The organism is Pseudomonas reidholzensis (genome assembly GCF_900536025.1).
Lineage (GTDB): Bacteria > Pseudomonadota > Gammaproteobacteria > Pseudomonadales > Pseudomonadaceae > Aquipseudomonas > Aquipseudomonas reidholzensis.
This window is the reverse complement of the sequence record NZ_UNOZ01000030.1, coordinates 501,698-517,341: the sequence shown is the minus strand read 5'-3', so window position 1 is coordinate 517,341 and position 15,644 is coordinate 501,698. Positions and strand designations below refer to the sequence as shown.

General features: G+C 64.3%; 11 protein-coding genes. 4 read left to right on the top strand and 7 right to left on the bottom strand.

All coding sequences use genetic code 11. The features are described 5' to 3' along the window. Nucleotides 1-7: 7 nt before the first annotated feature. Entirely contained in the window at nt 8-3,895 is a 3,888-nt protein-coding gene (locus CCOS865_RS21920) for an RHS repeat domain-containing protein (protein ID WP_119144727.1), read from the top strand. A 59-nt stretch (nt 3,896-3,954) separates the two neighbouring features. On the opposite strand, the gene CCOS865_RS21915 is transcribed toward CCOS865_RS21920, so the two are convergent. From CCOS865_RS21915 to CCOS865_RS21890, 6 genes are all read right to left on the bottom strand, one after another. After that, nucleotides 3,955-5,040 carry a fimbrial protein gene (locus tag CCOS865_RS21915; protein ID WP_119144725.1) on the bottom strand — a complete coding sequence of 362 codons (1,086 nt, stop codon included), beginning with the start codon at nt 5,038-5,040 and terminating at the stop codon, nt 3,955-3,957. Between the two features lie 63 nt (nt 5,041-5,103). Beyond that, the gene (locus tag CCOS865_RS21910) at nt 5,104-7,599 is read right to left on the bottom strand and encodes a fimbria/pilus outer membrane usher protein (RefSeq protein ID WP_119144723.1); all 2,496 of its coding nucleotides are present in this window, start codon (nt 7,597-7,599) and stop codon (nt 5,104-5,106) included. 35 nt (nt 7,600-7,634) lie between these two features. Next, the gene (locus tag CCOS865_RS21905) at nt 7,635-8,387 is read right to left on the bottom strand and encodes a fimbrial biogenesis chaperone (protein WP_119144721.1); all 753 of its coding nucleotides are present in this window, start codon (nt 8,385-8,387) and stop codon (nt 7,635-7,637) included. 95 nt (nt 8,388-8,482) lie between these two features. After that, nucleotides 8,483-9,028 (bottom strand): fimbrial protein, encoded by a 546-nt coding sequence (locus CCOS865_RS21900; RefSeq protein WP_119144719.1) that lies wholly within the window; start codon nt 9,026-9,028, stop codon nt 8,483-8,485. 391 nt (nt 9,029-9,419) lie between these two features. Beyond that, nucleotides 9,420-9,830, bottom strand: a complete 411-nt coding sequence (locus CCOS865_RS21895) for a PA2817 family protein (protein WP_119144718.1) — start codon at nt 9,828-9,830, stop codon at nt 9,420-9,422. Nucleotides 9,831-9,935: 105 nt separating this feature from the next. Next, nucleotides 9,936-12,383 carry an acyl-CoA dehydrogenase gene (locus CCOS865_RS21890; protein ID WP_119144717.1) on the bottom strand — a complete coding sequence of 816 codons (2,448 nt, stop codon included), beginning with the start codon at nt 12,381-12,383 and terminating at the stop codon, nt 9,936-9,938. 202 nt (nt 12,384-12,585) lie between these two features. On the opposite strand from CCOS865_RS21890, the gene CCOS865_RS21885 reads away from it, so the two are divergent. From CCOS865_RS21885 to CCOS865_RS21875, 3 genes are all read left to right on the top strand, one after another. After that, a complete protein-coding gene (locus tag CCOS865_RS21885) occupies nt 12,586-13,209 on the top strand; it encodes a glutathione S-transferase (protein ID WP_119144716.1) in 624 nt (207 codons plus the stop codon). 144 nt (nt 13,210-13,353) lie between these two features. After that, complete coding sequence (locus tag CCOS865_RS21880; protein WP_119144715.1) at nt 13,354-14,286, top strand: ABC transporter ATP-binding protein; 933 nt, start codon at nt 13,354-13,356, stop codon at nt 14,284-14,286. Continuing rightward, nucleotides 14,283-15,062, top strand: coding sequence for an ABC transporter permease (locus tag CCOS865_RS21875; RefSeq protein WP_119144714.1), 780 nt, complete (start codon nt 14,283-14,285; stop codon nt 15,060-15,062). The genes CCOS865_RS21880 and CCOS865_RS21875 overlap by 4 nt, the downstream gene beginning before the upstream one ends. Here CCOS865_RS21875 and CCOS865_RS21870 read toward each other — a convergent pair. Then, nucleotides 14,946-15,572 carry a DUF2062 domain-containing protein gene (locus tag CCOS865_RS21870; protein ID WP_119144713.1) on the bottom strand — a complete coding sequence of 209 codons (627 nt, stop codon included), beginning with the start codon at nt 15,570-15,572 and terminating at the stop codon, nt 14,946-14,948. The genes CCOS865_RS21875 and CCOS865_RS21870 overlap by 117 nt on opposite strands. Nucleotides 15,573-15,644: the final 72 nt, after the last annotated feature.

The window sequence follows — 15,644 nt, the reverse complement described above, 5'->3', positions numbered from 1 at the left end:
TTTTAATATGTCCGCATCGACGTCTGTGCATTCCAATGCCTTCAACTTCATGAGTTTTCTGCAGAACGGTGTTGACCCGCGTACGGGCCAATACACCGTCGCCATCAACTTGCCCGAGCTCAAGGCCAACGACCTGCAAGGCCCGGCATTCAAACTGGCCTTGACCTACAACCCGCTCAACACCCAGGACTCGGGTTTTGGCTTGGGCTGGAACCTGCAACTGTCGCAGTACACCCCACACAACCAAGTGCTCTCGCTGAGCACCGGCGAGAGCTTCAAGGTCACCGGCAGCCGCGTTACCGAGCGCGGTACCGAGCTGTTGATGAAAGAAAAGAAGCTCGACAGCTTTCACGTCTACCGCCTCGATGACAACGAAGGCCCTGGCAGCCGTTTTCGCGTGGTGCACCGCAGTGGCCAGGTGGAAGTCCTCGAGGTCATGGGCGCCGCCGATAACCGCGTGGCCTTGCCGGTCCAGGTGTTCGGCGCCACCGGGCATTCGCTGAGCCTGAGCTACCAGCCGTTCGACAACCGCTTCAACCGGCTGGCCTCGATCAGCGACGACAGCGGCGAGCTGTTGTCGATCGAGCGTGACAACATCATGGTCAAGGTTCACTTCAACCCCGGCCAAGGCGAGGGCGGTGAGGCGCTGGCACGCTTCGACATGCTTCTGGAAGGCAGCGAGCGCCGCGTCGCCCGCATCGACCTGCCGACCCACGACAAGGCCAGTTGGCGCTTCAAGTACGAAAAGGTCCGCGACCATTTCTGCCTGGTTGAAGTCCAGACCCCCACTGGCGCCAGCGAAAACCTGTATTACACTGACGACGGCCACGCCTTCCCGGTCGGCAGCGGGCGTACCGCGCTGCCACGCGTGACCCAGCACCTGACCCGGCCGAACTTCGATCAGCCGGTGGTCGATGTGCGCTATACGTACCCCGACGCGAAAAACTTCCTCGGCCATACACTGGCGATCCAGTGGGCGGACGACGGCCTGGACAACCTCTACAAGTATGTTGGCGAATACCGCTATGGCTCGGTGGAGAGCCTGTGGGTCACTGAAAATGTGCAAGGCGCGGAAACGCTGCGCGAAGTGCGCAGCATCGCGCGAAGCTTCAACCAGTTCCACCTGCTGGTCGAGGAAAAGACCACCCAGGGCAACTGCGTGCAGACCCAGGCCACCGAGTACTACCTGACCAGCGGCGCGGCGTTCGAGCAGCAGGTCAGTTACTGCCAGTTGCCAAAGAAGACCGACACCCGCTGGTCGTTGCTCGACGATGCCAGCCAGACCCGCGTGGAAACCACCAGCAACACCTATGACACCCAGGGCAATCTGCTGACCCGCACCCACCCCACCGGCGTGGAAGAGACCAGCACCTGGTACCCGGCTGCCGGTGGCGAGGGTTGCCCCAAGGACCCAGAAGGGTTCGTGCGCCACCTCAAGGACACCACCACTACACCAGCGCCTACCGGCAAGGGCGCGGCACCCACGCTGCGCCAGCGCTACCGCTACATCACCCTGCCAGCCCTCAGCGGCAGTGGCCTCGAGGCCGCGCATGTGGTCGAATCCGAGACCTTGCTGGAGGTCAGCAGCGCGGCTCAGGTGCGCCTGGCGGGCCTGATGGCCATGGTCGGCGAGCGTCTGGCCGGTTTGCTGGCGCCTTTTGTCGACAGCCTGGGCCAGGCGCTGCGTATCGACGCGGAGGACGAACTGCAACGCACCAGCCATGACTACACCAACGCCCCTGGCGATGCCTTCGCTCACGGGCGCGTGGTCACCACCCGCGTGACCCTGAACGGTCTGCTCACCCAGACCGCCTTCACCTACCGCAAGGGCCCCTCCCGCCGCGCGGGCGAGCACGTTCTGACGACCACGCAAGTGCTCACCGGTTTTGATGGTGAAGCCAAGACCATCACCCTGGAGCACTCGCTGTTGACCGGCGAGCCGCTGCTCAACCGCGATGACAACGACGTCGAAATCGCCTACGTGTACGACGTGTTGCGCCGTGTGATCCGCGAGACCGTGGCGCCGGGGACCGAGTTCGAGGCATCGCGCCGCTACGAGTACGCGCTGTGCAGCGCCGATGGCGATCAGGCCGAGCAGCGCCGTTTCGATGTCAAGGATGTCATGACCTGCAGCCGCTTCGATGGCCTCAACCGCGTCATTCATGAAGAGCGCGACGACGTCGATAGCGATGACCAGGTGCTGGCCGGTACGCCTCGGCCGATCTACAAGGCCCGCTACGATGCCCTGGGCAACCTGGTCGAGGAAACCGAAATCGACTGGCTGGGGGCTGTAGACCTTGTCCTGACCACGGCCTTCGAGCAGGACGACTGGGGGCAACTCGACTGCACCATTACGCCTGATGGCGTAAGCACCTACGCGCGGGTCAACCCGCTGGGTACCCCCACCCACCGAGGCCCGGTGCAGCGCAGCTGGCGCGAGGCGCCCGCGGCCAAGGACGGCAGCCCGCAGGCGCAATCGACGACCGGGGTCACGGAAACCTGGATCGACCTGTTCGGCAAGCCGGTGCGCGTCGAGCGCTTCGACCTCGACGGCAAGGCGATCAGCCTGCAGGTCAACGAGTATGACGGGCTGGGCCGCACCAGCAAGGAAACGGTGAGCTTCGGTACGCTCAACCGGGTCAACAGCTACGTCTACGATGCCTTCGACCGCCTGCTGGCGCACACCCTGCCGTCCAATCCCAATCACATCGTCTACCGCAGCTTCGCGCCCCACAGCAGCGAGGACCTGCCGATCAGCATCAAGGTGGGCACCAAGTTGTTGGGCGAGCAGAGCTTCGATGGCCTGGACCGCCTGGCGACCGCCACCACCGGCGGGCGTCTGCAGCGTTACAGCTATGCGCCGGGGATGCGCCAACCCCGCAGCGTCACCGCGCCCAATGGCGAGGTCATCACCTACGAGTACCAGGCCACGCTGGGCGAAGAGCCGCTGAAACGTGTGCTGGGCAACAGCCCAGCGACCTACAACTACGATGCCAAGAACGCCAACCTGCTGAATTGCAGCGTGGATGACCAGGCGCTGGCCAGGACTTACTTCAGCACCGGCCAGGTCAAGACCGAGACCCGTACCCAGGACGGCGTCGACTACCACATGGCCTACGCTTACAGCCGCACGGGCCGGTTGCTGTCGTACACCGATGTGCTCGGCCAGGACCAGGTGAACGAATACGATGAATGTGGTCGGCTGAAACGCACTACGCTGGGCAGTCTGTCGTCGGACTTCACCTACGACGGATTCGGACGCACCGCCAGCTACACCACCCGCGACGGCGATCAGTCGCTCAAGACCAGCCTCGAGTACGATGAGTTCGAACGTGAAATCCTGCGTACCTTCGACCTAGGGGGCACCCAGCAGACGTTGGCGCAAGTCTATAACGACGTCGACGGGCTGACGCTCAAGACCCTGCGAGAAGGCACCAAGCTGCTGCGCGAGGAAGCGTACTTCTACGATACGGGCGACCGCCTGGTCCGCTATGCCTGCACGGGCGAGCAATGCCCGGTCGATCCGTATGGCAAGACGATCGTCGACCAGGTGTTTCGTATGGACGAGCTGGACAACATCACCTTGGTGGTCACGAACTTTGGCACGGGTAGAAACAACGCCACCTACAAGTTCGAGAATGCTGCCGACCCGGCGCAGTTGACCAGTATCACCAACAACCATGCCGACTACCCCGCGCTGATCGAGCTGACGTATGACACCAACGGCAACCTGACCCGTGACGAGGCGGGCCGCACGCTCCGGTACGACGCCTTGAACCGGTTGCTCGACGTAGAGGACCTGGAGGGTGGTTTCAGTCACTATGCCTACGACCCGAAAGATACCCTTACCGGCCAGAGCAGCGGCACCACGCGTGCGCAGGCACAGCTGAGCTGAGGCGCACTGCCCGAGCCTGTTCGCGCGGTGAGTGCGGGCGGGCTCGGGTCACGCCGCGATCATCGATAACGGATGGTAAAGCTCAGCGCACCCTTGGCCACGCCCGCCTGTACATCGGCGCTGGGGCCCGTCTGGTACAGCCGGGCAGCGAAATTCAACAGCATCGTGCCGTTGGTCAATGGGACCAGCGGCACTTCCGTTTCCAGCGCCAGCGGCGAGCCGTCGTCCTGCAGCACCTGGATCCCCACGCCTTTGGCGGTCGAGTCAGTGGTCAGGCCGAAGATGCCCGAGGTGGTCGGGCCGATCGGTTGCGAGCCGTTGACGCCGTGCAGTTCGATGCTCGCGCGGGTCATGCCGCCCGGGTCGGCCTGGCAAGTACTCAGGGTGATGTGGAACGGCACTGGCGGGGTAGTGAAACCCTCGCCGGTGAAGTCCGCCGACCCCCACTCGCCGAGCTTTACCGGGTTGGCACTGACTGGATCGCCAATGATGCTGCACTGCGCCTGGATGACGGTGCCCTGCAGGGCATACCGGAACATCAGCCCGATATTGTCGAAGTCCAGGGTGGCCTGGAACAGCGGCACGTTGATCTGATGCACGCCCGGCGCGATGTCGCCGGTCTTGATCAGGGTGACATAGTTGTGCACCCCGGACACGACGATGCCCAGCTCAGTGTCATCGTCCTTGAAGGCCTTGAACGGTATCAGCGGCCTGGGCGAGCCATCCACCGGCTTGAACTCGTTTCTGGGCACGCCATTGCTGCTGAACGGGGAGGCGATGCGGACCATGGCGCCAATCCCTCGGATGTTGGTCTGCAGTACATGGCCGTTGGGATCGTCCGGGCCGATCGGCCGCAGCGTGGCGGGATCGATCGGCGCCAGATTGGCCAGGTCGACGTTCATCATCACGTCGCCCTCGTTACGGCAGTTCACCTGTTCACGGCCTGGTGGGGCGGAGAACTCCCGGAGGTCGCCCTGGCCGATGACCGTGCCCACGGCGGCATCGGCGGGCACGTACGCCGTGGGCATCACGCGGGTCAGGTTGAAAGGCCCCGCGGGGAAGTTCGGGTTCCACACGCAATGTGAAATGGCATGGGCTTGGCTGGCTGCGAGGGTAAACAGCAGCGTCGGTAGGAGGCGTTTCATGAAGTACCTGCTCAAGGGTGCTGCGCGGGAGCCCCGCGCAGCGTGTTTCAAGGGAAGCGGCGTTCAACTGCAGGTCAGTGACTGCAGCCGGTAGCCCTTGGCCTGGGCCATGTGTTGCGGGTCGATGGCCACCTGGCAACGCGTATCGGCCGCCTCGCCCCAGCTGATGTCCAGCAGTTGCGGCTGCTGCCCGGTGGCCAGCAGCACCTGGCCACCCTGGCCGACCACGCCGAGTGGAGCGGCGTCTGCGCCGCTGACCTGGGCGCCGAACGGCAACGGCTTGCCCTGGGCCGTGTGCAGGGTCAGCACCAGGCGTGTGACCTGGCGGGCGCTGAAGCGGGTCTTGACGATCGCGCCGCGACGCGGCACGACCTGCGCCGTGCCATTGTCGATGTCGACCTCGGGCCCCAGCCGGTCGGTCTGCAGCACCACCTGGTTGACCCGGTAAGGCCGCAGGTACGGGACCATGGCGAAGCCCTGCGCATTGGTCTGCACTCCCGCGCTGTTCTGCACGCCGACCCCGGCGATGCCGGGCACCTCGATCAGCGCCGCGGTATCGCCCAGGTAGGGGCCGAACTCGAGCCCATCGGCGTGCAGCAGCACGGCGCCGCTGGCGTTGAGTGACAGGCTGCGGTAGTCGCTGGCGCCGCTCAGGCCGATCGCCAGATTGGCATGGGGGCCTTGGTAGCCGGTCGACAGCGCCACTGATTGGCGGCGCGATTGATCTTGCGCCACGCTGGCGCTGTAGCTCAGGCCCTGCTCGCCGGTGGTACCGTTCAAGGAGGCGCGGTGGCTTGGGCCGTCACGGTTGTGTTGCAGGTCGTAGCTGAGGTTGGCCGAGCGGCCAAAGGTCAGCGGCATCGACAGGCTCAGGCCGATCAAACGGTCACTGCCGGGCGTGTCGGTCAACGACTGCGAGGCGAACAGGTTGTAGGTGATACCGTGCTGGTGGGTACTCAGGCTCAACTGGAACTGGCGCTGGACATCGCTGCGTTGCCAGTAGTCCTGTTGCGACAGCGTCAGGCTCAGCGAGCTGCGTTGCCCGAGGTTCTGGTGGATCGAGGCCTCCAGTCGGCTGCGACGGCTGCCGCTGAACGTCGCGGCATGGCTGCGCTGGCGCACCGCCTCGTCGAAGTCGCGGTAGCCCTCGGTCGAGTAGCGGTAGCCGGCGAAGCGCAGGGTGGTATCGGTCGAAAACGCCTTGCCGTACTTGAGCGCATAACTCAGCCCCTGGACGCTGGCCAGGTCGGCGAGGCCGAGCTCGCTGGTGGCCTGCGTCACGTCCACGGCCAGGGCACCAAGGGTGCCCAGGTCACGCGCCAGGCCGAGGTTGGCGGCCCGGTAGTACGCGCCTGCCATCAAGCCACCGTAAAGCGTGGTGTTCCAGCCAGTCCCGAGCGCGACGGTGGCCTGCCAGAGTCTCTCGGCGGGCAGGTCGCCAACCGGGTTGTAGCGCCCTGCTGTGACGCTGTAGCGCCACACCCCGGCCCGTAGCAGGTTACCCAGCGTGGCATAGGGCTGGATGAACCGCCTGACCTGGCCGTCCGCTTCGGTCAATACCACCTCCAGTTCACCACTGCCCGCGGTGCTCAGGTCGTCGATGGCGTAGGGGCCGGCGCTGACATAGGTGGAGTAGATCGGGTAGCCGTTCTGCCAGATCTCGAGCTTGGCCCGGCTCTGTGCCACGCCGCGGATGACTGGCGCGTAGCCTTGTTGCGAGTCGGGCAGCATGCCCAGGTCGGAGGCCACGCGCAGGCCCCGGATCGGCACGCTGCGAAACACGTCGCTGTCGGTGAAGGTCTCGCCCAGCGTGAGGTTGGCCCGGGTCCCGGGCAGGTCGCGCTGGGCATAGCTGTAGGCGCGTGTCCAGGTGCGCTCGCCCTCGCTGTCCTGGCGCCACGACTGGTTGCTGCGCAGGCGCCACTGACCGATGTTCAGGCCACTGTTGAGAAACAGGTCCTGGCTGGCGTAGTGGCCGCGATAGCGGCTGTTGCCTTGCACCGACGACGCCTGGTAGTTGACGAAGGCCGCATTGATGCCGCTGTCCCAGCGCTGAGGGTCGACATAGCCGGCGACATCGCGGCGCATGGCGACCTGGGGAATGGAAATCGTCAGCAGCAGTGTGGCGCTGTCGAAGTCTACGAGGCTGCCGGGCAGTGCCCGTACCAGGTCGACACACGCCGTGTTCAGCTCGGTGGGGTCGGCCAGCGCTTCGGCTCTGAGCCCGAACCCTTCGAGCATGGCCGCCGACAGGCAGGGGCGCAGTTGCCCTGTGCCTGGGTCACGGGTGAACTCGACTTCGCGAGGGCCAACGGCGTCGAGGTTGACCTGGAGCTCGACCCGGTAACGGCCAGGAGGCAGTTCAAGCGAGCTGGCCAGAGCGCTCAATGCCAGGGCTCCGGCGCTCGCCGGCTGGCTGCTGTCCTGGCGCAGGAAGCCAGCCTGGAACTGCGCGGCTGCCAGCGCTGGTGTGGGTATCAGGGGGCTGGCGACGATCAGGCTCAGGGGTAGCAGAGGCAGGCAGCAGCGCGCACGCCTGCGCTGCAGGGATAAGATCATGGTGGTGAGTCCTTGCGATGGACCGATGCCGGCCATCACGGCGCGAGGGTGATCGGTAGCGTCGTCGGTGCGCTGTAGCCGCCGTAGTCGTTGATGACCGAGAACTCCGCCTGCAGCCCGGCCTTGGGCTGTACGCCGCTGATCGGGTAGGCGCGCTGGCCGAACGGCGAGATCATCTCGGCCTCTTTGAGCGAGTGATGCTGGCCGCCGCCTTTGATCTCCAGGCGGATGAACGTCATGTGATAGGGCGTTGGGTTATGCACACGCAGTTGTGCCTGGCCCTTGCCGGACTCCAGGCTGAACTTCAGGTCCTTGAGGCTGGCGAGCGGATTGCCCTGCAACTGGGCGGGGCGGTAGAACAGCTTGATCCGCGTGCGCATGGCAATGTTCAGGACATTGCCCGACGCCTCGTGCGTCTGTGGGATCTCCTGCACGTTGAAAAAAAACAGCGACTCGCGGTCTTCGGGCAGGTCAGTCGGCAGGCCGTTGATCTGCACCATCTGCTCTTTGCCGGGTTCCAGGCGGAACAACGGCGGTGAGGGGATGAAGGGCACGGCGCTGGAGGTATCGTCGGCCAGGGTGTTGACCCAGGCCTGGACCGCGTAGGGCCTGACGCTGGGGTTGTTGATGACGACCGAGGTGCTGCGCTTGTCGCTGTCGAAGATCACGCGGGTATTATTGAGTGACAACGCGGCGCTGCCGGAGGAGGGCAGCGCCAGGGTGCACAGGCCTAGGCAGGCGGCGAACACGGCGCACGTGCGGGGTGACAGTTGAGTCTGTCGTAACATGGTTTGATACCTTCGACCCTGGTGCCTGATAGGCGCCTGGGTGCTGAGTGCGTTCGGGCGCACAGCAGCCTTGTGCTGCGCGCCTGAACGGTGGGTCAGATGATGTCTACGGTGAACTGCACGTCGGCCGACGCAGCACCGGCGGTCACAGCCGCGGCAGTCGAGCGGTAGTAGGCGTTGAAGATCATGTCGGTCACGCCGGTGTCGTTCAGCGGGTAGGCGGCCGAGGCAGCGCCTGGCTTGACGATGGCCCCAGTGTTGTCACGCACGACGATGGCGATGCCTTTTGCGCCATCGTTGGTAGGGGTCACTGCAAAGTAGTCGCCACTGGTGTCAGCGGTACCATTGAAGGTGACGGTGGCCGTGTTGCTCGCCAGGCTGCAGGCTGCGCCATCGGCTACGCGCAGGCCAAAGCGCTTACCGCTGTATTCCTGGCCCACCGCGGTGAACTGGCTGGCCGCCAGCGTGCCCATCTTGACCAGGTTGCCCACGCTGCCGTCGCCCGGATTGATCACTTCGATCGGGCAGGTATTGGCGGTAATACGCCCTTCAAAGTTGATGGTGCCGGTAGTGGCATAAACAGACGATGCGCCGATGGCCGAAATCAGGCCGAGCGAAAGTGCAAGAAAAGACTTTTTCAAGTGTTTGCCCTTATTGGGAATAGCAGGCGGCTTGGAATAACAAGACCGCAGCCGCTGCAAGAATTAACCCCGGGTACGGTAGTTAATGCGGTCAAGGCGGCGATTCTAGATAAGGATTGTTTTGGGGTGCAACTGGAAGTGTTGCGGGAGGCGGGGGATGACTTTATATTTTTTTTAAGCTGTCAGATTTTTCTTTTTATCGTGTGGGTAGTGTGTGGTGCGAGGATAATATTTATTACCTGTTTAATAAGCGTGGGCGTGAGGGATAATAGTTTTACTGTTTGTCTGTAAGAATAATGACTGTTGTCTACTGTCCAAGTAAGCGGCATTGGAGCCAGCTGCAGGTATGCGAGACCGCGCCTGAGGCTCTCGCTTCAGGCGCGGCGGACGATCAATGCTCGCCGCTTGGGTCACGCAGGCTCAGCAGTTGCTTTTCCTGGTGCCAGTCGAACGGTTCGTCGTTCTGCTCGGCTTCATGACGGCGTTCTTCGAGGGCCTGGTACAGGTCCAGTTCATCGTCGGGCATGAAGTGCAGGCAGTCACCGGCGAAGAACCACAGCAGGTCACGCGGCACCAGGTGAGCGATTTGCGGGTAGCGCTGGATCACCTGGCAGAGCAGGTCCTGGCCCAGGTACTGGCTTTCGAGCGGGTCTTGCGGGAGCAGGGTCAACAGTTCGTCGAAACGCTCCAGAAACAGCGCGTGGCTTTCTTCAGGCACTTGCTCGGCTTCGCCCAGGGCCACCAGGATGGTGCGCAGGTGCTGGAGCAGTTGGAGGTGGTACTCCAGGTGTAGGTTGGCCATGGCAAGGCTCCTCGATGAGCAAAAAACGGGGGGCGGAGTATACCCGCGAAGGGCTGCAAGGCAGCCCAAAAACTGACGACGCGATGCGCGCACCCCCTTTTCTGTTCAGCGCACCTTGCCGTGGGTCGCCAACAACTGCTCCTTGCTGAAGGCATCCACATCGATCACCTTGCGTCGCGCGGCTTCGGCCGCCTGCAGGCGCAGGGCCTCCTCAGGCTGCAGCACCCCGGCGCGCACCGCGGCATCGATCACCGACTCGCCCGGCGCGGGGGCAAACGTGCCGGCCTTGAGCGCCTGGTGCACGGTCTTGCTGAGCGGCGCGGTGTCATCGAGCAGGTCACTCGCCTGCTGCAGCGCGGCGACCGGGTCGTCCGCCGACTGCGGCCGGTAACACCCGGCCAGCAATGCTTCAAGCGCCGGATCCCCCTTGCGCCGGCCGATCAGCTCTGCAATTTCGGCGTCGAGTTCGTCACTGGGCCCGGTATGTCGACGGCCGAAGGGGAACACCAGCACACGCAGGGCGCAGCCGACGAAGCGGTTGGGGAAGTTGTCGAGCAGCCGGTCGAGGGCGTTTTCCGCCTGGCCCAGAGACTCTTCCATGGACCAGCGCAGCAGCGGTTGCAGGTACTCCGGCGAGCCGAGGTCGTGGTAGCGCTTGAGCGCGGCGGACGACAGGTACAGGTAGCTCAGCACGTCGCCGAGCCTTGCGCTCAGCCGCTCACGGCGCTTGAGCGCGCCACCGAGCAGCATCATCGACAGGTCGGCGAGCAGGGCGAAGGCCGCGGCCTGGCGGTTCAGCGAGTGGAAATAGCCCTGGCTCAGGGCGTCACCCGGTACGCGCTCGAAATGCCCGAGGCCCAGGCCGAGGACGAAGGTGCTGGCGGCGTTGCCGGCGGCGAACATGATGTGCTTGAGCAGCAGTTCGTCGAACTCCTTGAGCGCCTGCTCGCGGTCTTCACGACCGGCCAGGGCCATTTCCTTGAGCACGAACGGGTGGCAGCGGATCGCGCCCTGGCCAAAGATCATCAGGTTGCGCGAAAGGATATTGGCGCCTTCGACGGTGATGAAGATCGGCGCCCCCTGCCAGTTGCGCCCCAGGTAGTTGTTCGGGCCCATGATGATGCCCTTGCCGCCGTGCACGTCCATGGCGTGCTGGATGCATTCGCGGCCGCGCTCGGTCAGGTGGTACTTGAGAATCGCCGACAGTACCGACGGTTTTTCGCCGAGGTCCACGGCCTTGGCGGTGAGCAGCCGGGCGCTGTCCATCAGCCAGGCGTTACCGCCGATCCGTGCCAGCGACTCCTGAATGCCCTCGAAGGCGGCCAGCGGTACGTTGAACTGCTCACGAATGTTGGCGTACTGGCCGGTGACCAGGCTGGTGTACTTGGCCGCGCCGGTGCCGACCGCCGGCAGGGAGATCGAGCGGCCGACCGACAGGCAGTTCATCAGCATCATCCAGCCCTTGCCGAGCATGGCCTGGCCGCCGATGAGGAACTCCAGCGGGACGAACACGTCCTTGCCACTGTTGGGGCCGTTCATGAAGGCGGCACCGAGCGGCAGGTGGCGCTTGCCGATCTCCACGCCCGGGGTGTCGGTGGGGATCAGCGCCAGGCTGATGCCCAGGTCTTCTTCGTCACCCAGCAAGTGCTCCGGGTCGTAGGCCTTGAACGCCAGGCCGAGCAGGGTCGCGACCGGGCCGAGGGTGATGTAGCGTTTTTCCCAGTTCAGGCGCAAGCCAATGACCTCTTCGCCTTGCCACTGGCCTTTGCAGATGATCCCGGTGTCCGGCATGGCGCCGGCATCCGAGCCCGCCAAGGGGCCGGTCAGGGCGAAGCAGGGGATCTCGTCGCCGCGCGCCAGGCGCGGCAGGTAGTGGTTGCGTTGCTCATCGGTGCCGTAGTGCAGCAGCAGTTCGGCCGGGCCGAGCGAGTTGGGCACCATCACCGTCGAGGCCAGGTCGCCGCTGCGGGTCGCCAGCTTCATCGCCACCTGCGAGTGGGCGTAGGCCGAGAAGCCCTTGCCGCCGTACTCCTTGGGGATGATCAGGGCGAAAAAGCCCTGCGCCTTGATGTGCGCCCAGGCCTCGGGGGGCAGGTCCATGTCCTGGCCGATCTGCCAGTCGCTGACCATGGCGCAGAGGTCTTCGGTGGGGCCATCGATAAACGCCTGTTCTTCTTCGCTGAGCTTGGGCGCGGGGTAGTCGAGCAGGGTGTTCCAAGCCGGGCGGCCGCTGAACAGCTCGCCGTCCCACCAGACGGTGCCGGCGTCGATCGCCTCACGCTCGGTCTGCGACATCGGCGGCAGGGTGCGCTGGAACCACTTGAACACCGGGCCGGTGAAGACCTTGCGGCGCCATTCGGGCAGTACCAGCAGGGCGGTCTTGGCCGCCAGCACCAGCCAGATCAGCGTCAGCAGCCAGCCGGGGGCGTGGCTGAAGATCCCCATCAGCAGGGTATAGGCGGCCACGATGCCGAGTATCTGCAAGGGCGGCAGGCGCCGGTGGGTGAGATAGGCCGCGCCGATGACCAGCACCAGCAACCACAACAGCAACATAGTCCTTCCTCCTTGAAACCTTGGGCTTGGGCCGACCCCGGATAGCTTAGACGGCATCCACCGAACGGCCTTGTCTGTTCAGTGACAGGGTGCGGCGCCAGGAGTTCGGCGGGCGCTTGTCAGGGCATGTTTCCGGGTCGTCGGTACAGGCAGCGCAGCGGTGGAGTAGACTGCCAACCTCCGCATTCATAAGGACGTCGTCATGCTGAAGATCTGGGGCCGCAAGAATTCGAGCAACGTGCGCAAGGCACTGTGGATCGCCCACGAACTGGGCCTGGACTTCGAGTCTATCGACGCCGGCGGCGCCTTTGGCGTGGTCAACGAGCCGCACTACCGCTCGCGCAACCCCAACGGCCTGGTGCCGATGCTCGAAGACGACGACCTGGTGCTGTGGGAGTCCAATACCATCGTCCGCTACCTGTGTGCCGAGTACGGTGCAGAGCAGGGCTGGTACCTCGACGACCCGCGCCAGCGCGCCCTGGCCGACAAATGGATGGACTGGACCACCTCGTCCCTGGCTACGCCGTTCCGCCCGCTGTTCTGGGGCCTGCTGCGCACCCCTGAAGACCAGCGCGACTGGGTGGCGATCAACGCCGCGCAAAAGGCCTGCGCCGCGCTGCTGGCGATCGCCGACGAGACCCTGGCACACCAGCCGTACCTCTCCGGCGAGCAGATCGGCATGGGCGACATCCCCCTCGGTTGCTTTGCCTATGCCTGGTTCGAGATGCCCATCGAGCGTCCGCAGATGCGCCACCTCGAGGCCTGGTACGCGCGTCTGCAAGCGCGCCCGGCCTACCAGGCGGCGGTGATGACCGCCCTGACCTGATCGAACACGAACGTGCGTTCGATAGTCACTATCAATAAGCATGACTGTACTTAAGCGGCCTGGCCTTGCACCATGGCCGCACGCATTGCGCCAGTGACCTCGGCTGGCGTGTCCTGAACCCCTTCGCATGGTACGTGACCCGCTATGAGTTCTGCCCTGTCCATCCGACAGCTGACCAAGACCTACGGCAACGGCTTCCAGGCCCTCAAGGGCATCGACCTGGACGTCGCCGAAGGTGACTTCTTCGCCTTGCTCGGCCCTAACGGCGCCGGCAAATCCACCACCATCGGCATCCTCTCGACCCTGGTCAACAAGACCAGCGGCACGGTCAATGTCTTCGGCCATGACCTGGACCGCGAGCCGGCGGCGCTCAAGCGCTGCCTGGGCGTGGTCCCGCAGGAATTCAACTTCAACCAGTTCGAGAAGGTCTTCGACATCGTCGTGACCCAGGCCGGCTATTACGGCATCCCGCCGAAACTGGCCAAGCAGCGCGCCGAGCAGTACCTGACCCAGCTCGGCCTGTGGGACAAGCGCGACGTGCCGTCCCGCTCGCTGTCGGGCGGCATGAAGCGCCGGCTGATGATCGCCCGGGCGCTGATCCACGAGCCGCGGCTGTTGATTCTCGACGAGCCGACCGCGGGTGTGGATATCGAACTGCGCCGCTCGATGTGGAGTTTTCTCACCGAGCTGAACCAGAAAGGCATCACCATCATCCTCACCACCCACTACCTCGAGGAAGCCGAACAGCTGTGCCGCAACATCGGCATCATCGACCACGGCACCATCGTCGAGAACACCAGCATGCGCACGCTGCTCGGCAAGCTCCACGTCGAGACCTTTGTCCTCGACCTGAAGCAGGACCTGGCCAGCGCGCCGACCCTGCACGGCTACCCGTGCCGCCTGCTCACCCCGCACACCCTGGAAGTGCAGGTGGAGAAGGACATCGGCATCACCGCGCTGTTCGGCCAGTTGGCCCTGCAGAACATCGAGGTGCAGAGCCTGCGCAACAAGACCAATCGTCTCGAGGAGCTGTTCGTGTCCCTGGTTGAGAAAAACCTGTCGAAGGTGGCCGTATGAGTGTGGAACTGCGCACCAACTGGGTCGCCCTCAATACCATCGTCTACCGCGAAGTGCGGCGCTTCCTGCGCATCTGGCCGCAGACCCTGCTGCCGCCGGCGATCACCATGGTCCTGTACTTCGTCATCTTCGGTAACCTGATCGGCCGGCAGATCGGCGACATGGGTGGCTTCACCTACATGCAGTACATCGTGCCGGGGCTGATCATGATGTCGGTGATCACCAACTCGTACGGCAACGTGGTGTCGAGCTTCTTCGGCAGCAAGTTCCAGCGCTCGATCGAGGAGCTGATGGTGTCGCCGGTGTCACCGCACACGATTCTCGTCGGCTACGTCGCCGGCGGCGTACTGCGTGGCCTGGCGGTGGGCGTGATCGTGACCATCCTGTCGATGTTCTTCACCCATCTGCAGGTGCATCACCTGGGCGTGACCGTGGTGGTGGTGTTGCTGACGGCAACGATCTTCTCGCTGCTGGGCTTCGTCAACGCGGTGTTCGCGCGCAACTTCGACGATATCTCGATCATCCCGACCTTTGTGCTGACGCCGCTGACCTACCTCGGTGGGGTGTTCTATTCGATCACCCTGTTGCCGCCGTTCTGGCAGACCGTGTCGATGGCCAACCCGGTGCTGCACATGGTCAACTCGTTCCGCTACGGCATCCTAGGGGTGTCGGATATCAGTATTGGTACGGCGATCACCTTTATGCTGGTGGCCACCGCAGTGCTGTACATCCTGTGCATCCGCCTGCTGGTCAGCGGCCGCGGCATGCGCGCCTGAGGCCTTGTGCTTGCGCCGGCGCCACTGCCGGCCGACCCACCAGCGCCAGTAGAGCATGGTGGTGAAGTAGGCGAGGATGCCCAGCACCACGCCGCACACCACCGAACCGAGCAAGAACGGCTGCCAGACGGTCGCCAGCTGGTCGGTGATCCACTCGAAGGTGAGGTCGTCGGGCAGGCTCCGTGGCGGCGTCTGCAGCAGCCAGGCGCCGGTCATGTAGGTGACCAGGAACACCGGCGGCATGGTCAGCGGGTTGGTCAGCCAGACCAGGCTGACCGCGATCGGCAGGTTGCCGCGCAGGGGGATCGCCAGGCTGGCGGCCAGGAGCATCTGCAGCGGGACCGGGATCAATGCCGCGAACAGGCCTACGCCCATGGCCCGCGCCACCGAATGGCGGTTGAGGTGCCAGAGGTTCGGGTCGTGCAGCAGCTTGCCGAAGAAGCGTAAGGATTTGTGTTCCCGAATGCTGGTCGGATCCGGCATGTACCGTTTGAAGAGGCGGCGCGGCATGTAGGCTCCCCGGGTTTGAAGGGGGTCAGTATGCCCGGATTGCCTGACCGGCTTGTTCAGACTTTGTGACAA

What these genes read in the sequence shown, in the direction of transcription:
- CCOS865_RS21920 (WP_119144727.1), top strand. Translation starts at nt 8, where the DNA reads ATGTCCGCATCGACGTCTGTGCATTCCAATGCCTTCAACTTCATGAGT.
- CCOS865_RS21915 (WP_119144725.1), bottom strand. Translation starts at nt 5,040, where the DNA reads ATGAAACGCCTCCTACCGACGCTGCTGTTTACCCTCGCAGCCAGCCAA.
- CCOS865_RS21910 (WP_119144723.1), bottom strand. Translation starts at nt 7,599, where the DNA reads ATGATCTTATCCCTGCAGCGCAGGCGTGCGCGCTGCTGCCTGCCTCTG.
- CCOS865_RS21905 (WP_119144721.1), bottom strand. Translation starts at nt 8,387, where the DNA reads ATGTTACGACAGACTCAACTGTCACCCCGCACGTGCGCCGTGTTCGCC.
- CCOS865_RS21895 (WP_119144718.1), bottom strand. Translation starts at nt 9,830, where the DNA reads ATGGCCAACCTACACCTGGAGTACCACCTCCAACTGCTCCAGCACCTG.
- CCOS865_RS21890 (WP_119144717.1), bottom strand. Translation starts at nt 12,383, where the DNA reads ATGTTGCTGTTGTGGTTGCTGGTGCTGGTCATCGGCGCGGCCTATCTC.
- CCOS865_RS21885 (WP_119144716.1), top strand. Translation starts at nt 12,586, where the DNA reads ATGCTGAAGATCTGGGGCCGCAAGAATTCGAGCAACGTGCGCAAGGCA.
- CCOS865_RS21880 (WP_119144715.1), top strand. Translation starts at nt 13,354, where the DNA reads ATGAGTTCTGCCCTGTCCATCCGACAGCTGACCAAGACCTACGGCAAC.
- CCOS865_RS21875 (WP_119144714.1), top strand. Translation starts at nt 14,283, where the DNA reads ATGAGTGTGGAACTGCGCACCAACTGGGTCGCCCTCAATACCATCGTC.
- CCOS865_RS21870 (WP_119144713.1), bottom strand. Translation starts at nt 15,572, where the DNA reads ATGCCGCGCCGCCTCTTCAAACGGTACATGCCGGATCCGACCAGCATT.